The organism is Streptomyces flavalbus (assembly GCF_042674625.1).
Taxonomy (GTDB): domain Bacteria; phylum Actinomycetota; class Actinomycetes; order Streptomycetales; family Streptomycetaceae; genus Streptomyces; species Streptomyces flavalbus.
In genome coordinates, this window is record NZ_JBHTEB010000001.1 from 122,458 (window position 1) to 140,196 (window position 17,739).

Here is a 17,739-nt window from a genome sequence, read left to right on the forward strand (position 1 = left end):
CCAGAGAAGGCACGAACCCCTCATGACCACCGCACCGTTAGTCCTGATCACCGAAGAGACGTCCCCCGCCACCGTGGAGGCGCTCGGCCCGGCCTTCCGCGTCCGGCACTGCGACGGCACGGACCGCGCCGCGCTGCTGTCCGCCGTCGCGGAGGCGGACGCGCTGCTGATCCGCTCCGCGACACGGGTGGACGCCGAGGTCCTGACCGCCGCCCGGAGACTGCGGGTCGTCGCCCGCGCCGGGGTCGGCCTCGACAACGTGGAAGTGCCCGCCGCCACCGAGGCGGGCGTCCTGGTCGTCAACGCCCCCACCGCGAACATCGTGAGCGCCGCCGAGCTGACCTGCGGCCTGATCCTCGCCACCGCCCGCACCATCCCGCAGGCCAACGCCGCGCTGAGGAACGGCGAGTGGAAGCGCAGCAGGTACACCGGCGTCGAACTCGCCGGGAAGACCCTCGGCATCGTCGGCCTCGGCCGCATCGGCACGCTGGTCGCCCAGCGGATGTCCGCCTTCGGCATGGAGATCGTGGCCCACGACCCGTACGTGGACCCCGCCCGGGCCGCGCGGGCGGGGGCACAGCCCCTGCCGCTGGACAAGCTCCTGGAGGTCTCCGACTTCCTCACCGTGCACCTGCCCAGGACCGCCGAGACGGTCGGACTGATCGGGGAGGAGGCCCTGCGCGGGGTCAAGCCCGGCGTGCGGGTCATCAACGCGGCGCGCGGCGGCGTGGTGGACGAGCGGGCGCTGTACGCGGCGCTGACCGAGGGCCGGGTCGCGGGCGCGGGCCTGGACGTCTTCACGACCGAACCGTGCACCGACTCCCCCCTGTTCACCCTGGACCAGGTGGTGGTCACCCCCCACCTCGGCGCCGCCACCACGGAGGCCCAGGAGAAGGCGGGCGTCGCCGCCGCCGAGTCGGTACGCCTCGCCCTGACGGGCCAGCCCGTACCGGACGCGGTGAACGACGTCGTGGGGGGCGCCGAGGACACCCCACGAGCCGCGTGAGGCGACGCTCGGGGGAATGACGCGCGCCTGGATCGTGTTGAGCTGCCACAGCACGCCGCAGCAGGGGTTCCACTCATCACGGGGGCTGTCGTTGAGTCGTCTCTTACTGGGTCCGCTGGACGAGGTGCACGTCGAGGTCGCCCGCAGCCCGGGCGCCACCCTGTTCCCCGTGCTGCACGAGGTGCTGGGCGGCGCCCGGCACGGGGTGCCCCGGCGGTGGCGGGAGGCGGTGGCCTCGGTCCTGCCCGCCTCGGCGGACGTGGTGCGCCCGGTGTTCGGGCCCGGGTACGGCTGGCTCCCCGACGGGCTGGCGCTCGCCTGCGACGTCCGCGCCACCCACATGGAGACCGTGCTGTCCGAACTGCGGGACACCAACCCCGAGCACCTCACGGACGAGGTGCTCCGCCACTACGGCGACGCGCCGCCCCGGGTCTGGCAGCGCGTGCTGGACGACCCCGGGCGCTTCCTCGCCGCCTACCACGAGGTGGCCAGCGCGGCGTGGCGGCGCCTTGAGCCCTTATGGGAGCGGGCGGACACCCTGTTGGGCAAGGAGACCGAGCGGGTGGGCTCCGCGGTGGTCAGCCGGAACCTCGACGCGGTGTTGACCGGCCTCAGCTCCAGGGTGCGTTTCGTGGAGGGGGCGTTGGAGTTGCCGTGCGAGCGGGACGTCCTCGAACTCGCCGGTCGCCGTCTGGTCCTGGTCCCCGTCGCCTCCGGGACCACGCCCGCCATGCACAACGTCGACCGCGACGACGTGGTCTGGTTCAGCTACCCGTTGCCCGGGCTGGGGCGCCTCGGCTCACCGGGGCGCCCGCCCGCCCCGCGCGAGGACGGCCTCACCCAGCTCCTGGGCGGCGTGCGCGCGGCGGTGCTCCGCTCCGTGCAACCGCCCGCGACCGTCAGCGAGCTGGCCCGCGTCCTCCAGACCGGGGCCAGCACCATCACCTAACACTGCGAGCAGTTGAAGGCGGCCGGTCTGCTCCAGCGGGAGCGCTACGGCCGTGAGGTGCGCCAGCGGCTGACCGCTCGGGGGGCCGCGCTGGTGGAGCTGTTGTCGGGCCCGGCCCATCCGACGCCGGGTGCACGGCCGTCCGGTGGGCGAGGGGCGAGCAGGGCCACGGGAAGTGGCCGGTAGGCTGCGGCGGTGCGTACGGTCGAGGTCTTGTTGGACGAGGCGGCGGAGCTGGCGGTCCGGGAGGCCTGGCGGCGGCTGGCGGACGCGGGGCTGCCCAGTCAGGCGCGGCACCGTTCACCGACCAACCGCCCGCACCTCACCCTGGCCGCCTGCCCGGAGCTGACGGGTCCGATCCGCTGGGCACTCGCGGAGGTGGCCGCCGCGCTGCCGCTGCCGGTGCGCTGCACGGGCCTGATCCGCTTCGAGCGGCCCACCTCGGTGCTGGCCTGGGCGCTGGACCCGGACCCCGAGCTGACCGGGCTGCACCGCCGGGTGTGGGACGCGGTGGTCAGCGACAGTCCGTTCGGAACCCTCAACCCCCTGCACGCGCCCGACCGCTGGAACCCGCACGTCACCCTCGGCCGCACCCGGCGCACCGGCGCCTTCACCGACCGGCGCATCCCCGGACTGCTGCCCACGCCGCCGCTGTCGCTCCAGCTCACCACCCTGCGCAGCTACGACACCGAGACCGGCGCCCTGGAGGTGCTGGAGCCCCGCGCCTGAACGCCCGCCGCGGTTGTCAGCCGCCCTCGGCCCGCTCCAGGTTGAGGGCGTCCACCGCCGCGCGGGCGTCGCCCACGGTCACGTAGTCCACGGCGACGAAGGTGACGGGGCGCCCGCGCTGGCGCTCGCACGCGTGGGCCCGGTCCAGGACCCGTTGGCGGGAGTTGACGACACCGGCCTCCAGGCGTCGGCCGCCGCCCGCGGTGACGAAGTGGTTGAGCAGGAACAGGCGCTTGTCCGTGCCGCCCCGGTTCGGCTCGCAGGTGAAGGAGTCGGGGCTGCGTACGGCGAACGGCGTCTCCATGCCGTAGCGGTAGAAGTTCCGGTACCAGGGCGCGGGGCCGTCGGCCTGCTCCGCGAAGACCACCAGTCGGCGGCCACTGTCGACCATGTCCCCCAGGGTGGGCCAGGGTTGGGAGGGGTCCGCCGCCGGTGCGTACAGCAGGTCCGTCAGGCCCGCCTCGGTGAAGGCGCGGGCGGTGTCGCGGGCGCTGATGCCGTCCTGGACGATCAGGGTGACGACGTCCGTGGGGTGGTCCCGCAGCCAGTCCCCGATCCGGCGCAGCGTGGGCACCAGTTCGGTGGCGCCCGCCCCGCAGGCCGAGTGGCACAGCCACAGCCCCGGACGGGGCGGGTTGGCGCGGGCCAGCGCCTGGGTGAGCTGGGCGCGCAGGGCCGGGGAGAAGTCGGAGCGGCTGAGCCGGTCCGCCAGTTCCTCGGGGCGCTCCCAGCGGTGGGTGTCGAGCAGCAGGGCGCGCACCCCGGCGTTGAGCTGGCCGATGACGTCCGGGTCCTGGAGCGGGCCGATGAACCGGTCCGCCGTGCTGGCCATCGCGTTGTGCGAGGCGAGGTGGGCGGTGTCGTCGTAGCGGAGGTCGCACAGCCGGGAGCTGCCCTGGCAGACGTCAGGGGCCGACCCGGCGAACGTCACCGGGGCCAGGTTGATTCCGGCGAGGGCCAGCGCGGAGGCGACGGTGGTGAGGGTGAGGCCGCGCCGGTGCTCGGTGCGGGCGGACAGCGTGGCCAGCCGGGGCCTGGTCTGCCACGCCCAGGCCACGCTGACGAGCAGGGCGCCCGCGCCGAGCAGGCACAGGGCGATCACGGTGGCGGTGGTCAGGAGGCGGTCCACGGCGGTGATCTCGACGTCCTCGACGAGGCGGGCCACCGACGGCGACCATGACGACGGCGCGGTGACGAGCGGTCCGCCTCCGGTCGCCAGCCGGAGGAGCAGCGCGCCCAGCGCCGTCAGCGCGCCCGCCGCCGCCAGCGCCCAGCCCAGCGGGGTCAGCCGCCGTGCGAGGGGCCGCGGCGGGGAGAGCCGGGTGGAGCGCGGGGCCGCGCACCACAGGGCGGCCAGCACGGCGGCGAGCGGTTCCACCACGTGCTGGACCAGCCGGGTGACGGAGCGCGCCCGTTGCACCGGGGCGAGGACGTCGCCGGGCGGGTCGAGGTCGGTGGTGATGACCCAGGTGCGTCCGCCCGCCTCCCGGAAGAGGTCCGCCGCGGCGGCGCGGTTGCGGTCGGAGAGGGCGGCGGGGGCGATCGCCGCCAGGGCGGAGTCCACGTCCCCGCCGCGCAGGGCCGCCGCCACCTCGGGGCGCAGCCGCGCCCGTTCGTCCCGCGGTACGAGTCCCAGCAGCGTCCTGGTGGCCGACTCCGCCTGCTCGTCGGAGAGCGCGAGCGCCGGGAGTCCCGTGGCCGGGGCCCGGCCCGCGACCAGTTCCTCCGCGGTCCGGGCCAGGCGGTCGACGAACGCCGCGAAGTCGGGTTCGGGCCGCTGCTGCGCGGCGGCGACGGCGTCGGCGAAGTAGGTCTGGCTGAGCGTCTCGACGTTCTCGACGAGCGGCGCCAGGTCGACCGTGAGGCGCAGCCTGTCCCGGTCGCCCTCCAGGTAGCGGACCACCTCCGTGATCTGCCGCTCGGTCATCGCCCGCAGCGTCTCGGGCGGGATGACGACCTTGACGTTCGCGGTCAGCGGGGACCGCGCCACGGGCAGGCGGCCCAGCAGGTCGCTGGTGAGGCGGGCGTGGCGCGGGTCGACCAGCACCTCGTCGTAGAACCGCTGGTACGCGTGCTCGTCGGCGAGGGCGGCGCCGTAGAAGCCGGGGTTGAGGACGGTGCCGCGGGCGACGGCCGACACGGCGAGGGTGGTCAGGCTCAGGACCGCCACGGCCCACGCCAGCGGACGCAGCCACCGCGAGCGCAGCACGCGTGCGATGGCCGTCCGGTCGTCCGCCGTGATGGTGCGTGGGCGCGCGGCGGGGCTCGTCAGGCGTCCTTGACGGTCGTGGTGACGGGCGTGCCGGTCTCCACGGTGCGGCTGACGGTGCACAGTCGCTCGTGGGACGTCCGCACCGCGCGGGGCAGGATGGCGCGGGCCCGGTCGGCGCCCTCGTCGCCCTCCGGGAAGGTGACGGTGAAGGTCACCTTGAGGTTGGTCATGCGGTTGCCGAGGTCGTCGCTGACCTTGTCCCCGGCCACCGCCACGGAGAACTCCGTGGGCTCGGCGTGCCGGGTGGTGGCGACGTCCACGTCCGCGGCGGTGCAGCCGCCGATCGCGGCGAGCAGCAGTTCGACGGGGGTGAACTCGGCGTCCGGCCCGGCGTCGGAGGCCGTACCGAAGCGGATCGTGCCGCCGCGGACGTTGGTCGCCACGTAGTGGCCGGTGCTGGTGCGCTCGACGACGACGGAACGCTCGGAGTTCTCGCTCATGGAGTCGACAGTAACGCGGTCGGCGGGGTGGTCACGGTGTCCCGGAGCCCGCGGTGTCAGGTTCCGGGCTCCTGGTGCGGCGGTTCGGGGGCGATGGGCGTGCCGAGGGTGACCGGTCCGACGTTGCCCGCCTGGATCACCGGGCCGTGCTGCACACCGCCGGTGATCGTGTTGCGGACGTCCCCGGCCCGCTGGACGTTCCCCTGGGGCGTCAGCTCGTCGAGCAGGGCGCGCAGTTCGGCGGCGGCGCGCGGGTCGGCCAGCAGCACGCGCCGCAGCCGGACGCGCCACTCGGCCTCGACGTCCGCGGCGGTCTGTTCCTCGCCGGAGGCCAGCGCCGCCGTCAGTTCACGGCGCGAGGTCTCCAACTCCCCCGCCAGCGCGTCCTCCTCGCCGCCCCGGCGGGCGAGGAACGCGGCGACGCGGTCACGTACCCGCGTCCAGGAGTCCGTCGCCATCTGCTGGACGACGGTCGTGGCGCCCGTGGCGGCCAGTGCCAGTAACTCCGCTTCCACTCCCCCGGCCCCCTTCGCCGCACGTCCGGACAGCCACCGTACCGCCTGCCCTGCGGATGCGCGGGCGTGGTCGTGTGACCGCACCGGAATCCCAGACCGACCGGGTGGTATGCACGGCGGGCGGTGACCCTCTAGCCTGCTGCCGCACCCGCCCCTTTCACGATGCCGACTTTCACGATGACGCCTTTCACGATGCCGACGAGGAGACCACCATGGCCGTCGACCCCACCGGAGCGGCTCTCGCGCACCTGGCCGCGACGGACCCGGGAGAGCCCGTCGTCATGCTCAACCTGCTCCGGTTCGCCCCCGAGGGGCGCGCCCTGTACGCGGAGTACTCACGGCAGGCCGCCGTGTTCCTGAAGCGGTACGGCGGTGAGCTGCTCTACGCCGGGGACGGCTGCCCGGCGCTGGTCGCCGAGCCTGGGCAGGACTGGGACGCGGTCCTGCTGGTCCGCTATCCGAGCCGGGAGGCGTTCAGCCGCATGGTGGCCGACCCGGAGTACCAGAAGATCACCGCGCTGCGCACGCGCGCCCTCACCGAGGCGGTGCTCCAGCCGACCGCCCCCTGGACCGGCCGCGGCACCGGCTGACGGGCGTCCGGAGCACGAACCGGCAGGCGCGTCCTTTATGGTGACTTGATGCCAGTTGTCCCCAGATGGGCCCTGCTCACCTCAGGTTGCGCGCCTGTCCTGCTCATCGCGGGCTGGGCGATCGCGGGACGGCTCGAAGGGCCCGCCTACGATCCCGTCTCCCAGACCATCAGCGTCCTGGCCGCCTACGGCTCCGCCGGGTTCTGGGTGATGACCGGGGCGCTGTTCGCGCTGGGCGTCTGCCACCTGCTCACCGCGTGGGGACTGCGTGCCGCCGCGCCCGCCGGACGGGTGGCGCTGGGCGGCGGCGGGGTGGCGGCGCTGGTGGTGGCCCTGCTGCCGACGCCGAGCAGCGGGGGCTCCCTGCGGCACGGTTCGGTCGCCGCGGTCGGCTTCCTGCTGCTCGCCGTCTGGCCGGTGCTGGCCGCCCACCGTGCCGCGACCGCGCCCTGGGCGCTGCGCCCGGCCCCCGCCCTCGCGGCGACGGCGCTGATGGGCGCCGGTGCGCTGTGGTTCCTGGTCGAGGCCCACCAGCAGGGCGCGGCGGGCGTCGCGGAGCGGTTCGTGACGTCGGCCCAGTCCCTGTGGCCCTTCGTGGTGGTGACCTCCTGCCTGCGCCACCGCACACCGCCGATACGATCATGGCCATGACGGCATCGGAACCGACCATCGTCGCCACTTCCGGCGGGCACCGCGTCGGAACGCGCGCCCGGGTGATGTTCGACGCGCTGGTGTACCACGCGGTCGACCTGTCCGGCGTCCACGGCCGCCGCCCCCGCATCCTGTACGTCGGCACGGCGATCGGGGACGCCGAGCACTTCACGACCCGGATGACCGAGGCGGCGCGGACCGCGGGCTTCGACCTCACCCCGCTGCACCTGTTCCCCATGCCCAACCTGGACGACGTCGAGGGCACGGTCCTCGACCACGACGTCGTCTGGGTCATGGGCGGCTCGGTCGCCAACCTGCTGGCGGTGTGGCGGGTGCACGGCCTGGACGCCGTCATGCGCCGCGCCTGGCAGGCCGGGGTGGTGCTGAGCGGCGTCAGCGCGGGCTCCATCTGCTGGTTCCAGGGCGGCACCACGGACTCGTACGGCCCCGAACTGCGGCCGGTCACCGACGCGCTGGGCTTCCTGCCGTACGGCAACGGCGTCCACTACGACGTCGACGCGGGCCGTCGGCCCCTGATCCACCGGCTCGTCGCGGACGGCACGCTGCCCACGGCGCACTGCACGGACGACGGCGTCGGCCTCGTGTACCGGGGAACGGAGCTGGTGGAGGCGGTGGCGGAGGTGCCGGGCAAGGGCGCCTACATCGTCCGGCGCGAGGGCGACCGGGCGGTGGAGGAACGCGTCGAGCCGCGCAGGCTGCCCGCCCCTCCCGGGTAGCGCCACCTTCTCGGGCGCGCGCTACGAACGGCCCACGCCGAATCGCGCCCCGCCCGCGCCGCGCCGACGATGAACGGGATCGATCCGGCCCGGCGCGAAGGACGAACAGGATGGCGCGACCCCACCCAGGCCCCCGGAACGGGACCGGCCGCCGAGCCGTCGTCATGGCGGCGCTCGGCTGCGCCCTGACCGTCGCCGCCCTCACCGGGTGCGGTGGCGGCGACGGTGACTCCGGCTCCACTCCCCCGCCGACGACCAGCGCCCCCGACACGGCGTCGTTGTCCGGGACACCGCCCTCCGCGCTGGCCTCCAAGGCGGCGTCCGCGATCGCCTCCGCACGGGCCTCGGCGTCGGCGGCGGCCTCCTCGGCGTCCGCGCGCGCCTCCGAGTTCGAGGCGTCCGTCGAGGCCGAGGCCGCCCGCTCCAGCGCCGCCGCCGAGGACGCGCTGAAGGACGTCAAGGGGCGCGGCAACGCCCTCTCCGAGGTCGGCATGAAGGGCCTGCCGAGGGAGGAGACCAGTGGGCTGCTCGCCGCCCTGGTCACGATCACCAACAAGACCGACGACACCGCGTCGTACGCGGTGCGCGTCGACTTCGAGGACACCTCCGGGAAGGTCGTCGAGACGAGGTTCGTCGGCGCGGAGGACCTCGAACCGGGCGAGAAGGAGCAACCCATCGCCTTCAGCCGACAGCCCGCGGACGCGCGGCTGACGCCCCGGCTCGCCCAGGCGCAGCGGTACTGACGTCACGGGCGGGCCGAACCGAGCCCTGGAGGAGTGATGGGCAACCTGGTCGTGGTGGGAACGGACGGCTCGTCGTCGAGTCACGCCGCGGTGGAGACGGCCGCCGGGGAGGCCCGGCGGCGGCGCGCGGAGTTGCGGGTGGTGTACGCCCTGAACTGGCCGGTCCGGCCCCGGTACGCGCCGCTGGACACCACGCCGCTGAACCGCCTGGTCAGCGAGGCCGCGGAGCGTGCCCGCGGCGTGGCCGCGGACGTGGAGGTCACCGAGGCCATGGTGCCCGGCGACACGGTGTCCGTGCTGGAGGCGGAGTCGCGGGCGGCGGAGCTGCTGGTCGTCGGGGCGCGCGGGATGGGCGGCGTCATGGGCGTGCTGCTGGGCTCCACGGCGGCGGCGCTGGCCGCGCACTGCCGGTGCCCCCTGATGGTGGCCCGCGAGGAGTCCGCCGACGCCGGTCCGTCGTGCTGTGCGTCGACGGCTCCCCGGCCGGTGAGAAGGCGGTGGCGTTCGCGTTCGCCGAGGCGGCGCTGCGCGGCGCCGAGCTGGTCGCCGTCCACGCCTGGCTGCCGGACTACGCCCCGGCCGGTACCGGTGTCGAGGGCCCGGAGCGGCTGCTGGCCGAGGCGCTCGCCGGACACGCGGAGCGGCACCCGGACGTCCCGGTCCGGCGCGAGGTCGCCAGCGGGGAGACCCGCGAGGTGCTCATCGAGGCGAGCCGGAACGCCCAGCTCGTGGTCGTCGGGGCCAGGGGGCGCGGCGGCTTCACCGGTCTCCTGCTCGGCTCGGTGAGCCAGGCGCTGCTGCACCACGCGCACAGTTCCGTGGTGGTCGTGCGCGGGGAGGCGTGACGGGGGACGGCGATGACGCCCCCGGTCGTGACCGGGGAGGGCGGTGACACCCTCCGGTCGCGTGACCGGGGAGGGCATGACACCTTCCGGCACCTTCCGGTCGCGCGTGCGCACCGCCTCTGCGAGCGTGGACGGGGTGAGGTGAGCGGCTGAGCCTGGGAGCGGCGCTCAACGTCTCCGACCGGAAGCGAGACGCCATGCACGACCCCGATCCCCCGTTCCGGCCCCCGCGTCGGCGCAAGGGCTACCTGCCGCTGGAGGGCCTCGGCCTCATCGGGGACGGCGCGACGACCGCGCTGGTCGGCCTGGACGGCTCCATCCCGTGGCTGTGCCTGCCCCGCTTCGACGCCGAGCCGGTCTTCTGCGCCCTCCTCGACCACGCGCGCGGCGGGCACTTCACGCTCGCGCCGGAGGACCTGGTCGAGGCGCGGCAGCGGTACGAGCCCGACACCGGCGTCCTGGTGACCGACCTGCGCTGCCCCACCGGTCTGGTCCGCGTCACCGACGCGCTGGCCCTGCGCTCCGGCGCTGACCTCACCGACGACGTCCCCGCCGACCGGGCCGAACTGGTGCGCGGCGCCCGGGTCCTGGACGGCACCGTACGCCTGCGCGTGGACCTGGAACCCCGGGGCGGCGGCCAGACCCGGTCGCTCTTCAGCGGCCTGGAGATACGGCCGTCCCGCCGCCCTGAGCTGCGGCTGCACCTGCGCTCCAACCGCCCCCTGCCGGGCCTGCGCACCACCCACGACCTGCGGCAGGGCGAACGCCTCGACCTCTCGCTGTCCTGGGGGCGCTTCCACCGCCACCACCGCTTCGACACGGACGCGATGCTACGACGTGGTACGCCGCACCCGTCGCGCCCGCTACCTCACCGGCCGGATCGGGGACCGGGACGTCCCCGCCTACGCCGACGAGGAGGGCGTCGACGCGCGGCGCCGTGTGGAGACGTACGCCGAGGTGGTGCTGGAGGTGGACAACTGGCGCTGGTCGGGGACGACGTTCCGGCTGCGCAGCGGCAAGGCCCTCGGCGCGGACCGCAAGGAGGTCGCGGTGCGGTTCCGTTCCGTGCCGCACCTGCCGTTCGGCCACCGGGGCGAGGCCCGGCCCAACGTGCTCCGCTTCGGCCTGGAACCCGAGGGCCTCACCCTCGACCTGACGGCGATCGGCTCCCGCCCCGAGGTGCTCGCCCCGCTGTCCCTGACGGCACGGATGGAGCCGCCCCACCTGCCCGCGTACCGCCGTCTCCTGAAGGACGTCCTCGCCGGGGACCCCGCCCTGTCCCTGCGCGGTGACGAGGCCGAGGAGTCCTGGCGGGTCGTCACGCCCGTCCTGGAGGCGTGGGAGCGTGATCTCGTCCCGCTGGAGGAGTACCCGGCGGGTTCCCAGGGACCCGTCGGGAGCGCTGGCGCATGAGTTCGCACCCTCCCGCGCCGCCCTGTGTGGTGGTCGCGGGCGTGACCGGCAGCGGGAAGTCGACGGTGGCGCGACTGCTCGCGGACCGGCTGGCGCTGCCGTTCGCGGAGGGCGACGACTTCCACTCCCCCGCCAGCATCGCCAAGATGGCCGCCGCCACACCGCTGACCGACGCGGACCGTGCGCCCTGGCTGGCGGCCATCGGCCGCTGGCTGCGGGAGCGCGCCGCGGCGGGCACCGGCGGCGTGGTCACCTGCTCGGCGCTGCGGCGGCGCTACCGGGACACGCTGCGCGCGGCCTGCCCGCCCGCCTTCTTCCTCCAGCTGAGCGCCGACCGCGCCACCCTCACCGAACGGCTCCGCGACCGCCCCGGCCACTTCATGCCTGCCGCCCTCCTCGACTCCCAGCTCGCCGCCCTCGACGCCCTCGGGCCGGACGAGCGGGGCGCGGAGGTGGACGCCACAGCGAGCCCGGACCGGATCGTCGAGACGGCGGCGGGACTGCTGCCGTGGCCGCGCCCGTGACACCGCCCGGCGCACGGCCTCAGGACGGCACGGCGAGGACGCAGAACTCGTGCCCCTCCGGGTCGGCGAGCACCGCCCAGGACACCTCGCCCTGTCCGAGGTCGACGTCGGTGGCGCCGAGGGCCCGCAGCCGGGCCACCTCGGCCGCCTGGTCGTCACCGGGGTACGGCAGCAGGTCGAGGTGGATGCGGTCCGGCACCGTCTTCACGTCGGGCGTGCGGAGGAACTCGAGGTAGGGGCCGCCGCCCTCGGCCGAGCGCAGCAGCGCGTGGTCGTCGGTCACCTCGCACAGCTCCCAGTCGATCGCCTCGCCCCAGAACCGGGCCATGGCCCGCGGGTCCACGCAGTCGACGACCACGACGGCGATCGGCCCGGTGTCCTGGTGCGCCTCCCGGGGCTCCAGCACACAGAACTCGTTGCCCTCCGGATCGGCGAGCACCGTCCACGGCACGTCGCCGCCCTGCCCCACGTGGACGCGTGCCGCGCCGAGCGCCTCCAACCGCGCGACCAGTTCCGCCTGGTGGGCGGCGGAGGTGGTGGCGAGGTCGAGGTGCGTACGGTTCTTCGTCGCCGTCTTGCCGTCCGGGACGGGCACGACGTCGATGCCGAGGGCGACCGGGTCCGGCCAGACCAGACCACCGGCGGGCCCCACGTACGTGGTCATGCCGGGGCTGTACGCGCTCCAGCCGAGCGCCTCCGCCCAGAACCGGCCGATGGCCGCGGCGTCGCGGGCCTTGATGTTCACCTGAACGGGTCGCAGTGCCATGCGGATGATCATATGCGGGTCGGCCGGACCACTCGGCGGCCTCACCGCCCGGCCGCCTGACCGCCGCGCCGTCTCCCGTCCCCTCACTCCCCGGTGACGCGGATGATCCTCTTGCCGGGGGCGCGCTTGTCCGGGGTGAACGCGGAGGCCGCCTCGGCGAGCGGCACGACATCGCTGACGATCGGCTTGAGGCGGCCGTCCCGCACCCGCTGGGCGAGGTCGGCCAGCCGGACCCGGTCCGGTTCGACGACGAAGAAGACGGCGCGCCCGTCGCGGGGCCGGACGGTGACCGGCTCGGCGATGGTGACCAGGGTGCCGCCCGGCCGGACCAGCGCGGCGGACCGTTCGAGGATCTCCCCGCCGATCACGTCGAAGACGACGTCGACCTCACCGACGTCCTCCAGCCGCTCGGCCTGGAGGTCGACGAAGACGTCCGCGCCCAGGCCGAGGGCGGTGTCCCGGTCGCCGGACCGGCCGGTGCCGATCACCCGGGCACCGGCCTCGCGGGCCAGTTGCACGGCGAGGGAGCCGACCCCGCCCGCGGCGCCGTGGACGAGGACGCTCTGGCCGGTGTCCAGGCGGGCGTGGTCGAACAGCGCCTGATGGGCGGTGAGCCCGGAGATCGGCAGCGCGGCGGCCGTGACGTGGTCGACGTCGGCCGGGAGCGGGGCGAGGTTGCGGGCCTCGACGGCGACGTACTCGGCCAGCGAGCCGTCGCGGGCCCAGTCGGCCAGCCCGAACACGCGCTGCCCGACCGTCAGACCGGTGGTGCCGTAGCCCAGCTCGGTGACCACGCCGGACAGCTCGTGGCCGGGCACGCTCGGGGTGCGGTGACGACCGGCCCGGTCGGTCCAGGTGGCTGGCCAGGTCAGCTCGCCCGGGGTGAACCCGGCGGCGTGGACCGCCACGATCACGTCGTTCTCGGCGGCGTGCGGGTGGGGCAGCTCGGAGAGGGTCAGGCCGCTGACTCCGGCGTCGCGGTCGGTGACGGTGATGGCGCGCATGGGGCTTCCTCGGATGGTGCCGAGGTGCGTTCGGGGGGTCGCCCGTCCACCGTAGGAGGCACGCGGCCCAGCCGCCTGGGCCACTTGCCTCCCACTCCGCTGGGCCATTCCGCTGGACGGGCGTCGGCTACCGGTGCGCCGCCAGGAACGGCAGGACCACGGCGGCCATCTCGTCGGGCACCTCCTCCGCGAGGTCGTGGCCCGCGTCGAAGACGTGACCGGTGACGTCGTCGGCGAGGAGCCGCGCCTGGGACGCGTTGCGTTCACCGATGAAGGCGGAGCCGCCGAGCGCCAGAACGGGGATGTCCAGCTTTGTCGAACTCCCGGGTTCTCGCCACGAACCGACCGCATCGCATCTGGATCACTCGTTCAAGAAAGGGTTCAGCTCCCTCTCCCAGACCGGCGCCAGTGCCGCGGCGTAGGACTCCGCGACATGGCTGGCGTCGCGGTAGACGAACGTCTCGCCCACCACCACCGGGCACCGCCCGCCCCCGGAGCAGAGCCAGCGCAGGGGGTCCACCACCACGGCGCCCGCGTGACGGCCCGCCCGTCGGGTCGCCTCACGGCGCACCGGGTCCCGGACCGCCTCACGCGCGGGGTGCTCGCACGACCGCAGCCGCAGCGGGTGACGCGCCGCGCACTCGACGGGGTCGCCCTTGGGCCACGGGTTGTCCAGGAGGACGACCACCCGGTCCGCGGCGGCGGTCAGGCGCCGGAAGACCCGCTCGTAGCCTGCGGTCCACTCCCGCGGCGGATCGTCCAGCCGGTGGGCCGGGGTGCCCGCTTCGGAGGAGGAGGTGACGACCAGCGCGGGCCGCAGGTGCGCGATCCGGCGCAGGGCGTGGGCCCGCCAGGTGTCGCACGCCGTGTAGGGCTGGCCCCGGTGGACGGTGGTGACGTCGGCGGTCTTGCAGGACGCCTTCGTCAGGGAGACCAGCCGCCACCCGTGGCGTCGGCTGAGCGCGTCCAGCGCGGGGAACCACTGGGCGGCGTGGGAGTCGCCGTACAGCACGACGACCCGCTCGGCAACGGGGTCGCCGTAGCGGCACTCCGGCGAGCGGACGGCGGCGTAGTCGACGTGGCAGCCGTCCCGGTAGACGGCGGACTCCTGGTGCTTGACGTCCGGCAGCGCGGGCGACAGGTTGCCCGGCAGCCCGCTCGGCGGCGCGGCCAGCAGGCCGGTCAGCCGGGCCCGCGGGTCCTGGGCCGTGGCCAGCGCCCGCCGCAGTTCGGGGGCGTCGACGCCGGTGCTGATGGCCGGGGGGAGGCAGGACGCGACCAGGGCCGCGCAGGCGGCGGTCGCCGACAGGCCCACGCCGAAGGCGACGGCCGCGCGGGGGCGGCGGCGCAGCGGGGCGAGGCCGCGCAGCGGTCGCTCCACGAGGTGCAGGCTCAGCCAGGCCAGCAGCAGCGCTACGACGCTCAGTTCGACGCCGAGCAGCAGGCTGGCCTCCTGGCCCAGGGCGTCGGGGGCGAGCATGAGCAGGGGCCAGTGCCAGAGGTACCAGCCGTAGGAGACGTCCCCCAGCCAGGTGGCCGGGCGCAGGCCGAGCAGCCGGGACGCGGCGGGCGGCGAGGGGTGGCAGCCGCCGCCGATCACCAGGGCCGCTCCCAGGACGGGCAGGAGGGCGTGGTGTCCGGGGAAGGGTGTCTGGTCGTCGTACAGCACGGCCGAGGCGACGATCGCGGCGAGTCCGAGCCAGGCGCACGCGGCGGCGACGGAGCGCGGCAGACGGGTCAGGGCCCCGGCGCAGCAGGCGAGGAGCCCTCCGCAGCCCAGTTCCCACAGGCGGGTGTGCGGCCCGAAGTAGCCCCAGGACGGGGAGGCGGCGGTCGTGTGCACGGCCAGGAGGAAGGAGACCGCGCACAGCGTCAGGAGCGGCAGGGCGCGTACCAGGGGGCGCCGCCGGGCGATCCTGACCGCGCTCAGCAGCAGGAGGGGCCACAGCAGGTAGAACTGCTCCTCCACGGACAGGGACCAGTAGTGCTGGAAGGGGCTCGGCGCCTGCCCCTCGCGCAGGTAGTCCGTGCCGGTGACCGCCAGGTCGAGGTTCATCACGTACGCGGCGCTGGACAGGGCGTCCCCGGTCAGCTCCGCGTGGCGGATCTTCGAGGCGAACAGCACGCAGCCGCCGAGGGTGGCCAGCAGGACCAGCGTGGCCAACGGCAGGATGCGCAGGGCGCGTCGCGCGTAGAAGCGGCGCAGGGACAGGGTGCCCGTCCGGTCGGCCTCGTGGAGCAGGCCGGTGGTGATGAGGAACCCGGAGATGACGAAGAACACGTCGACCCCGACGTATCCGCCGGTGACCCCGGGCACGCCCACGTGGGCCAGGACGACGAGCGACACGGCCAGCCCGCGCAGCCCCTGGATGTCCGGCCTGAACCCCGACTTCGCCGGAGCCGTCGCGGTGTTCGGACCGACTGCCCTTGAACGCGGCGGAGGACTGCCGAGGGCGGCGCGGGAGGTGGTGTGCGTCATGCACTGTTCTGTCCGCGGCGGGCCGGGTGTGCCTGTGATCCCAGGCACAGCACCGCGCAACCCCCGTCAGCGGAGCTGGGGAGGCCCCGGCGGGACAGGGTGACCACGTGGGTCCCCTGCCCCGACGGGGCCTGGACGGCCGGGCGGGTTACCGCTGCCCGGCCGCGGGCAGTGCCGTGTGCGGCGCTCTCCGGCTCAGCCGAAGTTCACGTCGCTGCACCACATGTACGCCTGGTCGAGGTGTGAGGCCTGCCAGATCACGAACAGGATGTGGTGTCCGGTGTAGCCGGAGGTGTTGACGTTGAAGCTGATGTTCTGCGCCGGGGCGTACCGGCCGGTCTGCGTGATGAAGTCGAGGTTGCCCCAGCCCAGGGTCTGCGTCTGGGGGTTGAAGCCCTGCTTGCTCACGTAGACCCGGAAGTAGTCGGCGCCGTGGGACGCCTGGTCGTACAGCTGGACCGTGAAGTTGTTGCTGACGTTGGTGGTCTTCCACGGTCCGGGCTTGTTCAGGCTGGCGTTCCTGGACAGGTTGTTGCTGCAGAGCGTGCCGTCGGGCGTCCGGGCCTGGAACTGGCCGCCGAGGCCGTCGCGCAGCGCGCTCATCCAGTTCCACATGGTGTCGGGGTTGGCCTGCCACGCCTGCCAGCACATGGGGTCCTGGGTCTGCATGGCCGGGTTCATGTGGTCGTTGCCCCAGGTCTTCCAGCACTGGTACGCGCGGGTGGCCGGGTTGACGATGGTGCCGTGAGCCTGGGCGGGGGTGGACCAGGCCAGCGCGCCGACCACCGCGGCGAACAGCATGACGAGCACCTGGAGAGGCCTGCGGAGGGACGACCGCGACCGCCCGGTTAACGGACTCTGGTTGCGCATGTGGGGGGAACTCCTTCCAGTGTCACAGGTTTTGGGAGCGCTCCCAACGGTAGGTCGTCTGAATGAAATGTCAATGAAACAGACATAGTTGATCACGGAGGCGGGTGGTGAGCAGGGAGCCTGGCGTGCATTACGGCCGTTCAGTGGCCGACGGCGCGGCGGCGACGCCCGTGCCGACCCCGTCGCTCACCGCATAGCCGGGAACCGAGGGCCAACGCACCGTCAGGACCACCGACTCCTCCTCGGCGAACCAGGAGTGGTCGACGCCCTCGCCCCAGACGACGTAGTCGCCCTGCTCGGCCAGGAGGACGCTGCGGTGGGGCAGTTCGACGCGGAACCGTCCGCTGATGAGCACGAGCAGGGCGGTACGGCACTCCCCGCGCACCCACTCGGCGCGGGTGTCGCCCTTGGGATGCGTGCCCCACTTGATCTCCACGGCGTCACTGTGCCGGGGATCGCCCGCATCCTTGAAGTGCCCGAGCAGCCACCCCCGGTCCAGCGCCGCGTCCGCACCGGCCTTGCCCACGTACACACGTTCGTCCATGTACGGGGAGGCTAACACCCGGCCCCCGGCGAATAATGCCGGGCGCTCGCCGCCCCCACCCGGCATCATCGTGCCCGGTATCGGCACCGGCCGACGCACACAGACAGGGAGTACCGCTCATGACGGCCGACGATCTGGCGGGGCTGTTCGCTGACGAGAAGCGGGTGCGGGCGTTCGCGGCGGTGGCGTTGGGGGCGACGACGCCCGCCGCGGTCGCGAGCCGGGCCGAGTTGTCGGCCAAGGACGCGGCGGTGGCGCTGCTGCGGCTCCAGGAGCGGCAGGTCGTCACGCGCGACGGTGCCGGGCTCACGGTCGCCTACCGGTACCTGCGGCAGCGGGCCCGGGAGGGCGCCGCGTCCGCGCCCGGCGAGGAGTTCGGGTCCGGTGACGCGCAGGTCGACGCCGTACTGCGCACGTTCGTGCGGGACGGGCGGCTGGTCGGGCTCCCCGCCCAGTGGACGCGGAAGAAGCTGGTCCTCCGGTACGTCGCGGAGCGCGCGTTCGAGCCGGGGGTCGACTATCCGGAGGCCGCCGTCAACGACAGGCTGCGCGCCTGGTGTGAGGGCGGCACGCTCGACCACGTCACCCTGCGCCGTTACCTGGTCGACCTGCACCATCTCCACCGCCGGGAGGGCGTGTACTGGCGTCCGGCTGAGTGAGCC

The 17,739-nt window shown here is 74.4% G+C and carries 17 protein-coding genes and 4 pseudogenes; 12 read left to right on the forward strand and 9 right to left on the reverse strand.

Translation table 11 applies throughout. The features are described 5' to 3' along the window. Positions 1–22: 22 nt before the first annotated feature. The 3 genes and pseudogenes from ACFQZ6_RS00570 to ACFQZ6_RS00580 all read left to right on the forward strand — a co-directional run. Positions 23–988 (forward strand): annotated as a pseudogene (locus tag ACFQZ6_RS00570) (hydroxyacid dehydrogenase); the annotation flags it as partial. 109 nt (positions 989–1,097) lie between these two features. Beyond that, positions 1,098–1,955, forward strand: coding sequence for a hypothetical protein (locus ACFQZ6_RS00575; RefSeq protein ID WP_381604336.1), 858 nt, complete (start codon positions 1,098–1,100; stop codon positions 1,953–1,955). A 195-nt stretch (positions 1,956–2,150) separates the two neighbouring features. Continuing rightward, positions 2,151–2,684: a 2'-5' RNA ligase family protein gene (locus tag ACFQZ6_RS00580; protein WP_381604337.1), complete on the forward strand. Its 534-nt coding sequence runs from the start codon at positions 2,151–2,153 to the stop codon at positions 2,682–2,684. A gap of 16 nt (positions 2,685–2,700) precedes the next feature. Here ACFQZ6_RS00580 and ACFQZ6_RS00585 read toward each other — a convergent pair whose 3' ends face one another. The 3 genes from ACFQZ6_RS00585 to ACFQZ6_RS00595 are packed head-to-tail and all read right to left on the reverse strand — an operon-like array spanning position 2,701 to position 5,911. Continuing rightward, on the reverse strand, positions 2,701–4,893 hold the full coding sequence (locus ACFQZ6_RS00585) for a hypothetical protein (protein WP_381604338.1): 2,193 nt from the start codon (positions 4,891–4,893) through the stop codon (positions 2,701–2,703). A 59-nt stretch (positions 4,894–4,952) separates the two neighbouring features. Continuing rightward, a complete protein-coding gene (locus tag ACFQZ6_RS00590) occupies positions 4,953–5,396 on the reverse strand; it encodes an OsmC family protein (protein WP_381604339.1) in 444 nt (147 codons plus the stop codon). 56 nt (positions 5,397–5,452) lie between these two features. Next, positions 5,453–5,911 carry a hypothetical protein gene (locus ACFQZ6_RS00595; RefSeq protein WP_381604340.1) on the reverse strand — a complete coding sequence of 153 codons (459 nt, stop codon included), beginning with the start codon at positions 5,909–5,911 and terminating at the stop codon, positions 5,453–5,455. Between the two features lie 212 nt (positions 5,912–6,123). Between ACFQZ6_RS00595 and ACFQZ6_RS00600 the strand changes: the two genes are divergently transcribed. The 8 genes and pseudogenes from ACFQZ6_RS00600 to ACFQZ6_RS00635 all read left to right on the forward strand — a co-directional run bounded on the left by ACFQZ6_RS00600 (position 6,124) and on the right by ACFQZ6_RS00635 (position 11,414). Continuing rightward, a complete protein-coding gene (locus tag ACFQZ6_RS00600) occupies positions 6,124–6,501 on the forward strand; it encodes a DUF1330 domain-containing protein (protein WP_381604341.1) in 378 nt (125 codons plus the stop codon). Positions 6,502–6,549: 48 nt separating this feature from the next. Further along, positions 6,550–7,152, forward strand: coding sequence for a DUF998 domain-containing protein (locus tag ACFQZ6_RS00605; protein ID WP_381604342.1), 603 nt, complete (start codon positions 6,550–6,552; stop codon positions 7,150–7,152). Continuing rightward, complete coding sequence (locus ACFQZ6_RS00610) at positions 7,149–7,889, forward strand: Type 1 glutamine amidotransferase-like domain-containing protein (protein ID WP_381604343.1); 741 nt, start codon at positions 7,149–7,151, stop codon at positions 7,887–7,889. The genes ACFQZ6_RS00605 and ACFQZ6_RS00610 overlap by 4 nt, the downstream gene beginning before the upstream one ends. A 110-nt stretch (positions 7,890–7,999) precedes the next feature. Beyond that, positions 8,000–8,632 carry a hypothetical protein gene (locus ACFQZ6_RS00615; protein ID WP_381604344.1) on the forward strand — a complete coding sequence of 211 codons (633 nt, stop codon included), beginning with the start codon at positions 8,000–8,002 and terminating at the stop codon, positions 8,630–8,632. Positions 8,633–8,668: 36 nt separating this feature from the next. Beyond that, positions 8,669–9,477, forward strand: a pseudogene (locus ACFQZ6_RS00620) (universal stress protein). 197 nt (positions 9,478–9,674) lie between these two features. Further along, positions 9,675–10,046, forward strand: a pseudogene (locus tag ACFQZ6_RS00625) (trehalase-like domain-containing protein); the annotation flags it as partial. A 268-nt stretch (positions 10,047–10,314) separates the two neighbouring features. Beyond that, complete coding sequence (locus ACFQZ6_RS00630; RefSeq protein ID WP_381604345.1) at positions 10,315–10,890, forward strand: hypothetical protein; 576 nt, start codon at positions 10,315–10,317, stop codon at positions 10,888–10,890. After that, a complete protein-coding gene (locus ACFQZ6_RS00635; RefSeq protein ID WP_381604346.1) occupies positions 10,887–11,414 on the forward strand; it encodes a gluconokinase in 528 nt (175 codons plus the stop codon). Before ACFQZ6_RS00630 ends, ACFQZ6_RS00635 begins: the two co-directional genes overlap by 4 nt. A 19-nt stretch (positions 11,415–11,433) precedes the next feature. Here ACFQZ6_RS00635 and ACFQZ6_RS00640 read toward each other — a convergent pair whose 3' ends face one another. From ACFQZ6_RS00640 to ACFQZ6_RS00665, 6 genes and pseudogenes are all read right to left on the reverse strand, one after another. Next, positions 11,434–12,180: a VOC family protein gene (locus ACFQZ6_RS00640; protein WP_381604347.1), complete on the reverse strand. Its 747-nt coding sequence runs from the start codon at positions 12,178–12,180 to the stop codon at positions 11,434–11,436. An 83-nt stretch (positions 12,181–12,263) separates the two neighbouring features. Further along, positions 12,264–13,184 (reverse strand): NADP-dependent oxidoreductase, encoded by a 921-nt coding sequence (locus ACFQZ6_RS00645; RefSeq protein WP_381604348.1) that lies wholly within the window; start codon positions 13,182–13,184, stop codon positions 12,264–12,266. A gap of 127 nt (positions 13,185–13,311) precedes the next feature. Beyond that, positions 13,312–13,497 (reverse strand): annotated as a pseudogene (locus ACFQZ6_RS00650) (alpha/beta fold hydrolase); the annotation flags it as partial. Positions 13,498–13,545: 48 nt separating this feature from the next. After that, entirely contained in the window at positions 13,546–15,663 is a 2,118-nt protein-coding gene (locus tag ACFQZ6_RS00655) for an acyltransferase family protein (RefSeq protein WP_381604349.1), read from the reverse strand. Positions 15,664–15,858: 195 nt separating this feature from the next. After that, complete coding sequence (locus tag ACFQZ6_RS00660; RefSeq protein ID WP_381604350.1) at positions 15,859–16,464, reverse strand: lytic polysaccharide monooxygenase auxiliary activity family 9 protein; 606 nt, start codon at positions 16,462–16,464, stop codon at positions 15,859–15,861. A 199-nt stretch (positions 16,465–16,663) separates the two neighbouring features. Beyond that, on the reverse strand, positions 16,664–17,077 hold the full coding sequence (locus ACFQZ6_RS00665; protein ID WP_381604351.1) for a signal peptidase I: 414 nt from the start codon (positions 17,075–17,077) through the stop codon (positions 16,664–16,666). A gap of 119 nt (positions 17,078–17,196) precedes the next feature. Here ACFQZ6_RS00665 and ACFQZ6_RS00670 point away from each other — a divergent pair, with 119 nt between their 5' ends. Continuing rightward, positions 17,197–17,736: a DUF2087 domain-containing protein gene (locus tag ACFQZ6_RS00670; RefSeq protein WP_381604352.1), complete on the forward strand. Its 540-nt coding sequence runs from the start codon at positions 17,197–17,199 to the stop codon at positions 17,734–17,736. Positions 17,737–17,739: the final 3 nt, after the last annotated feature.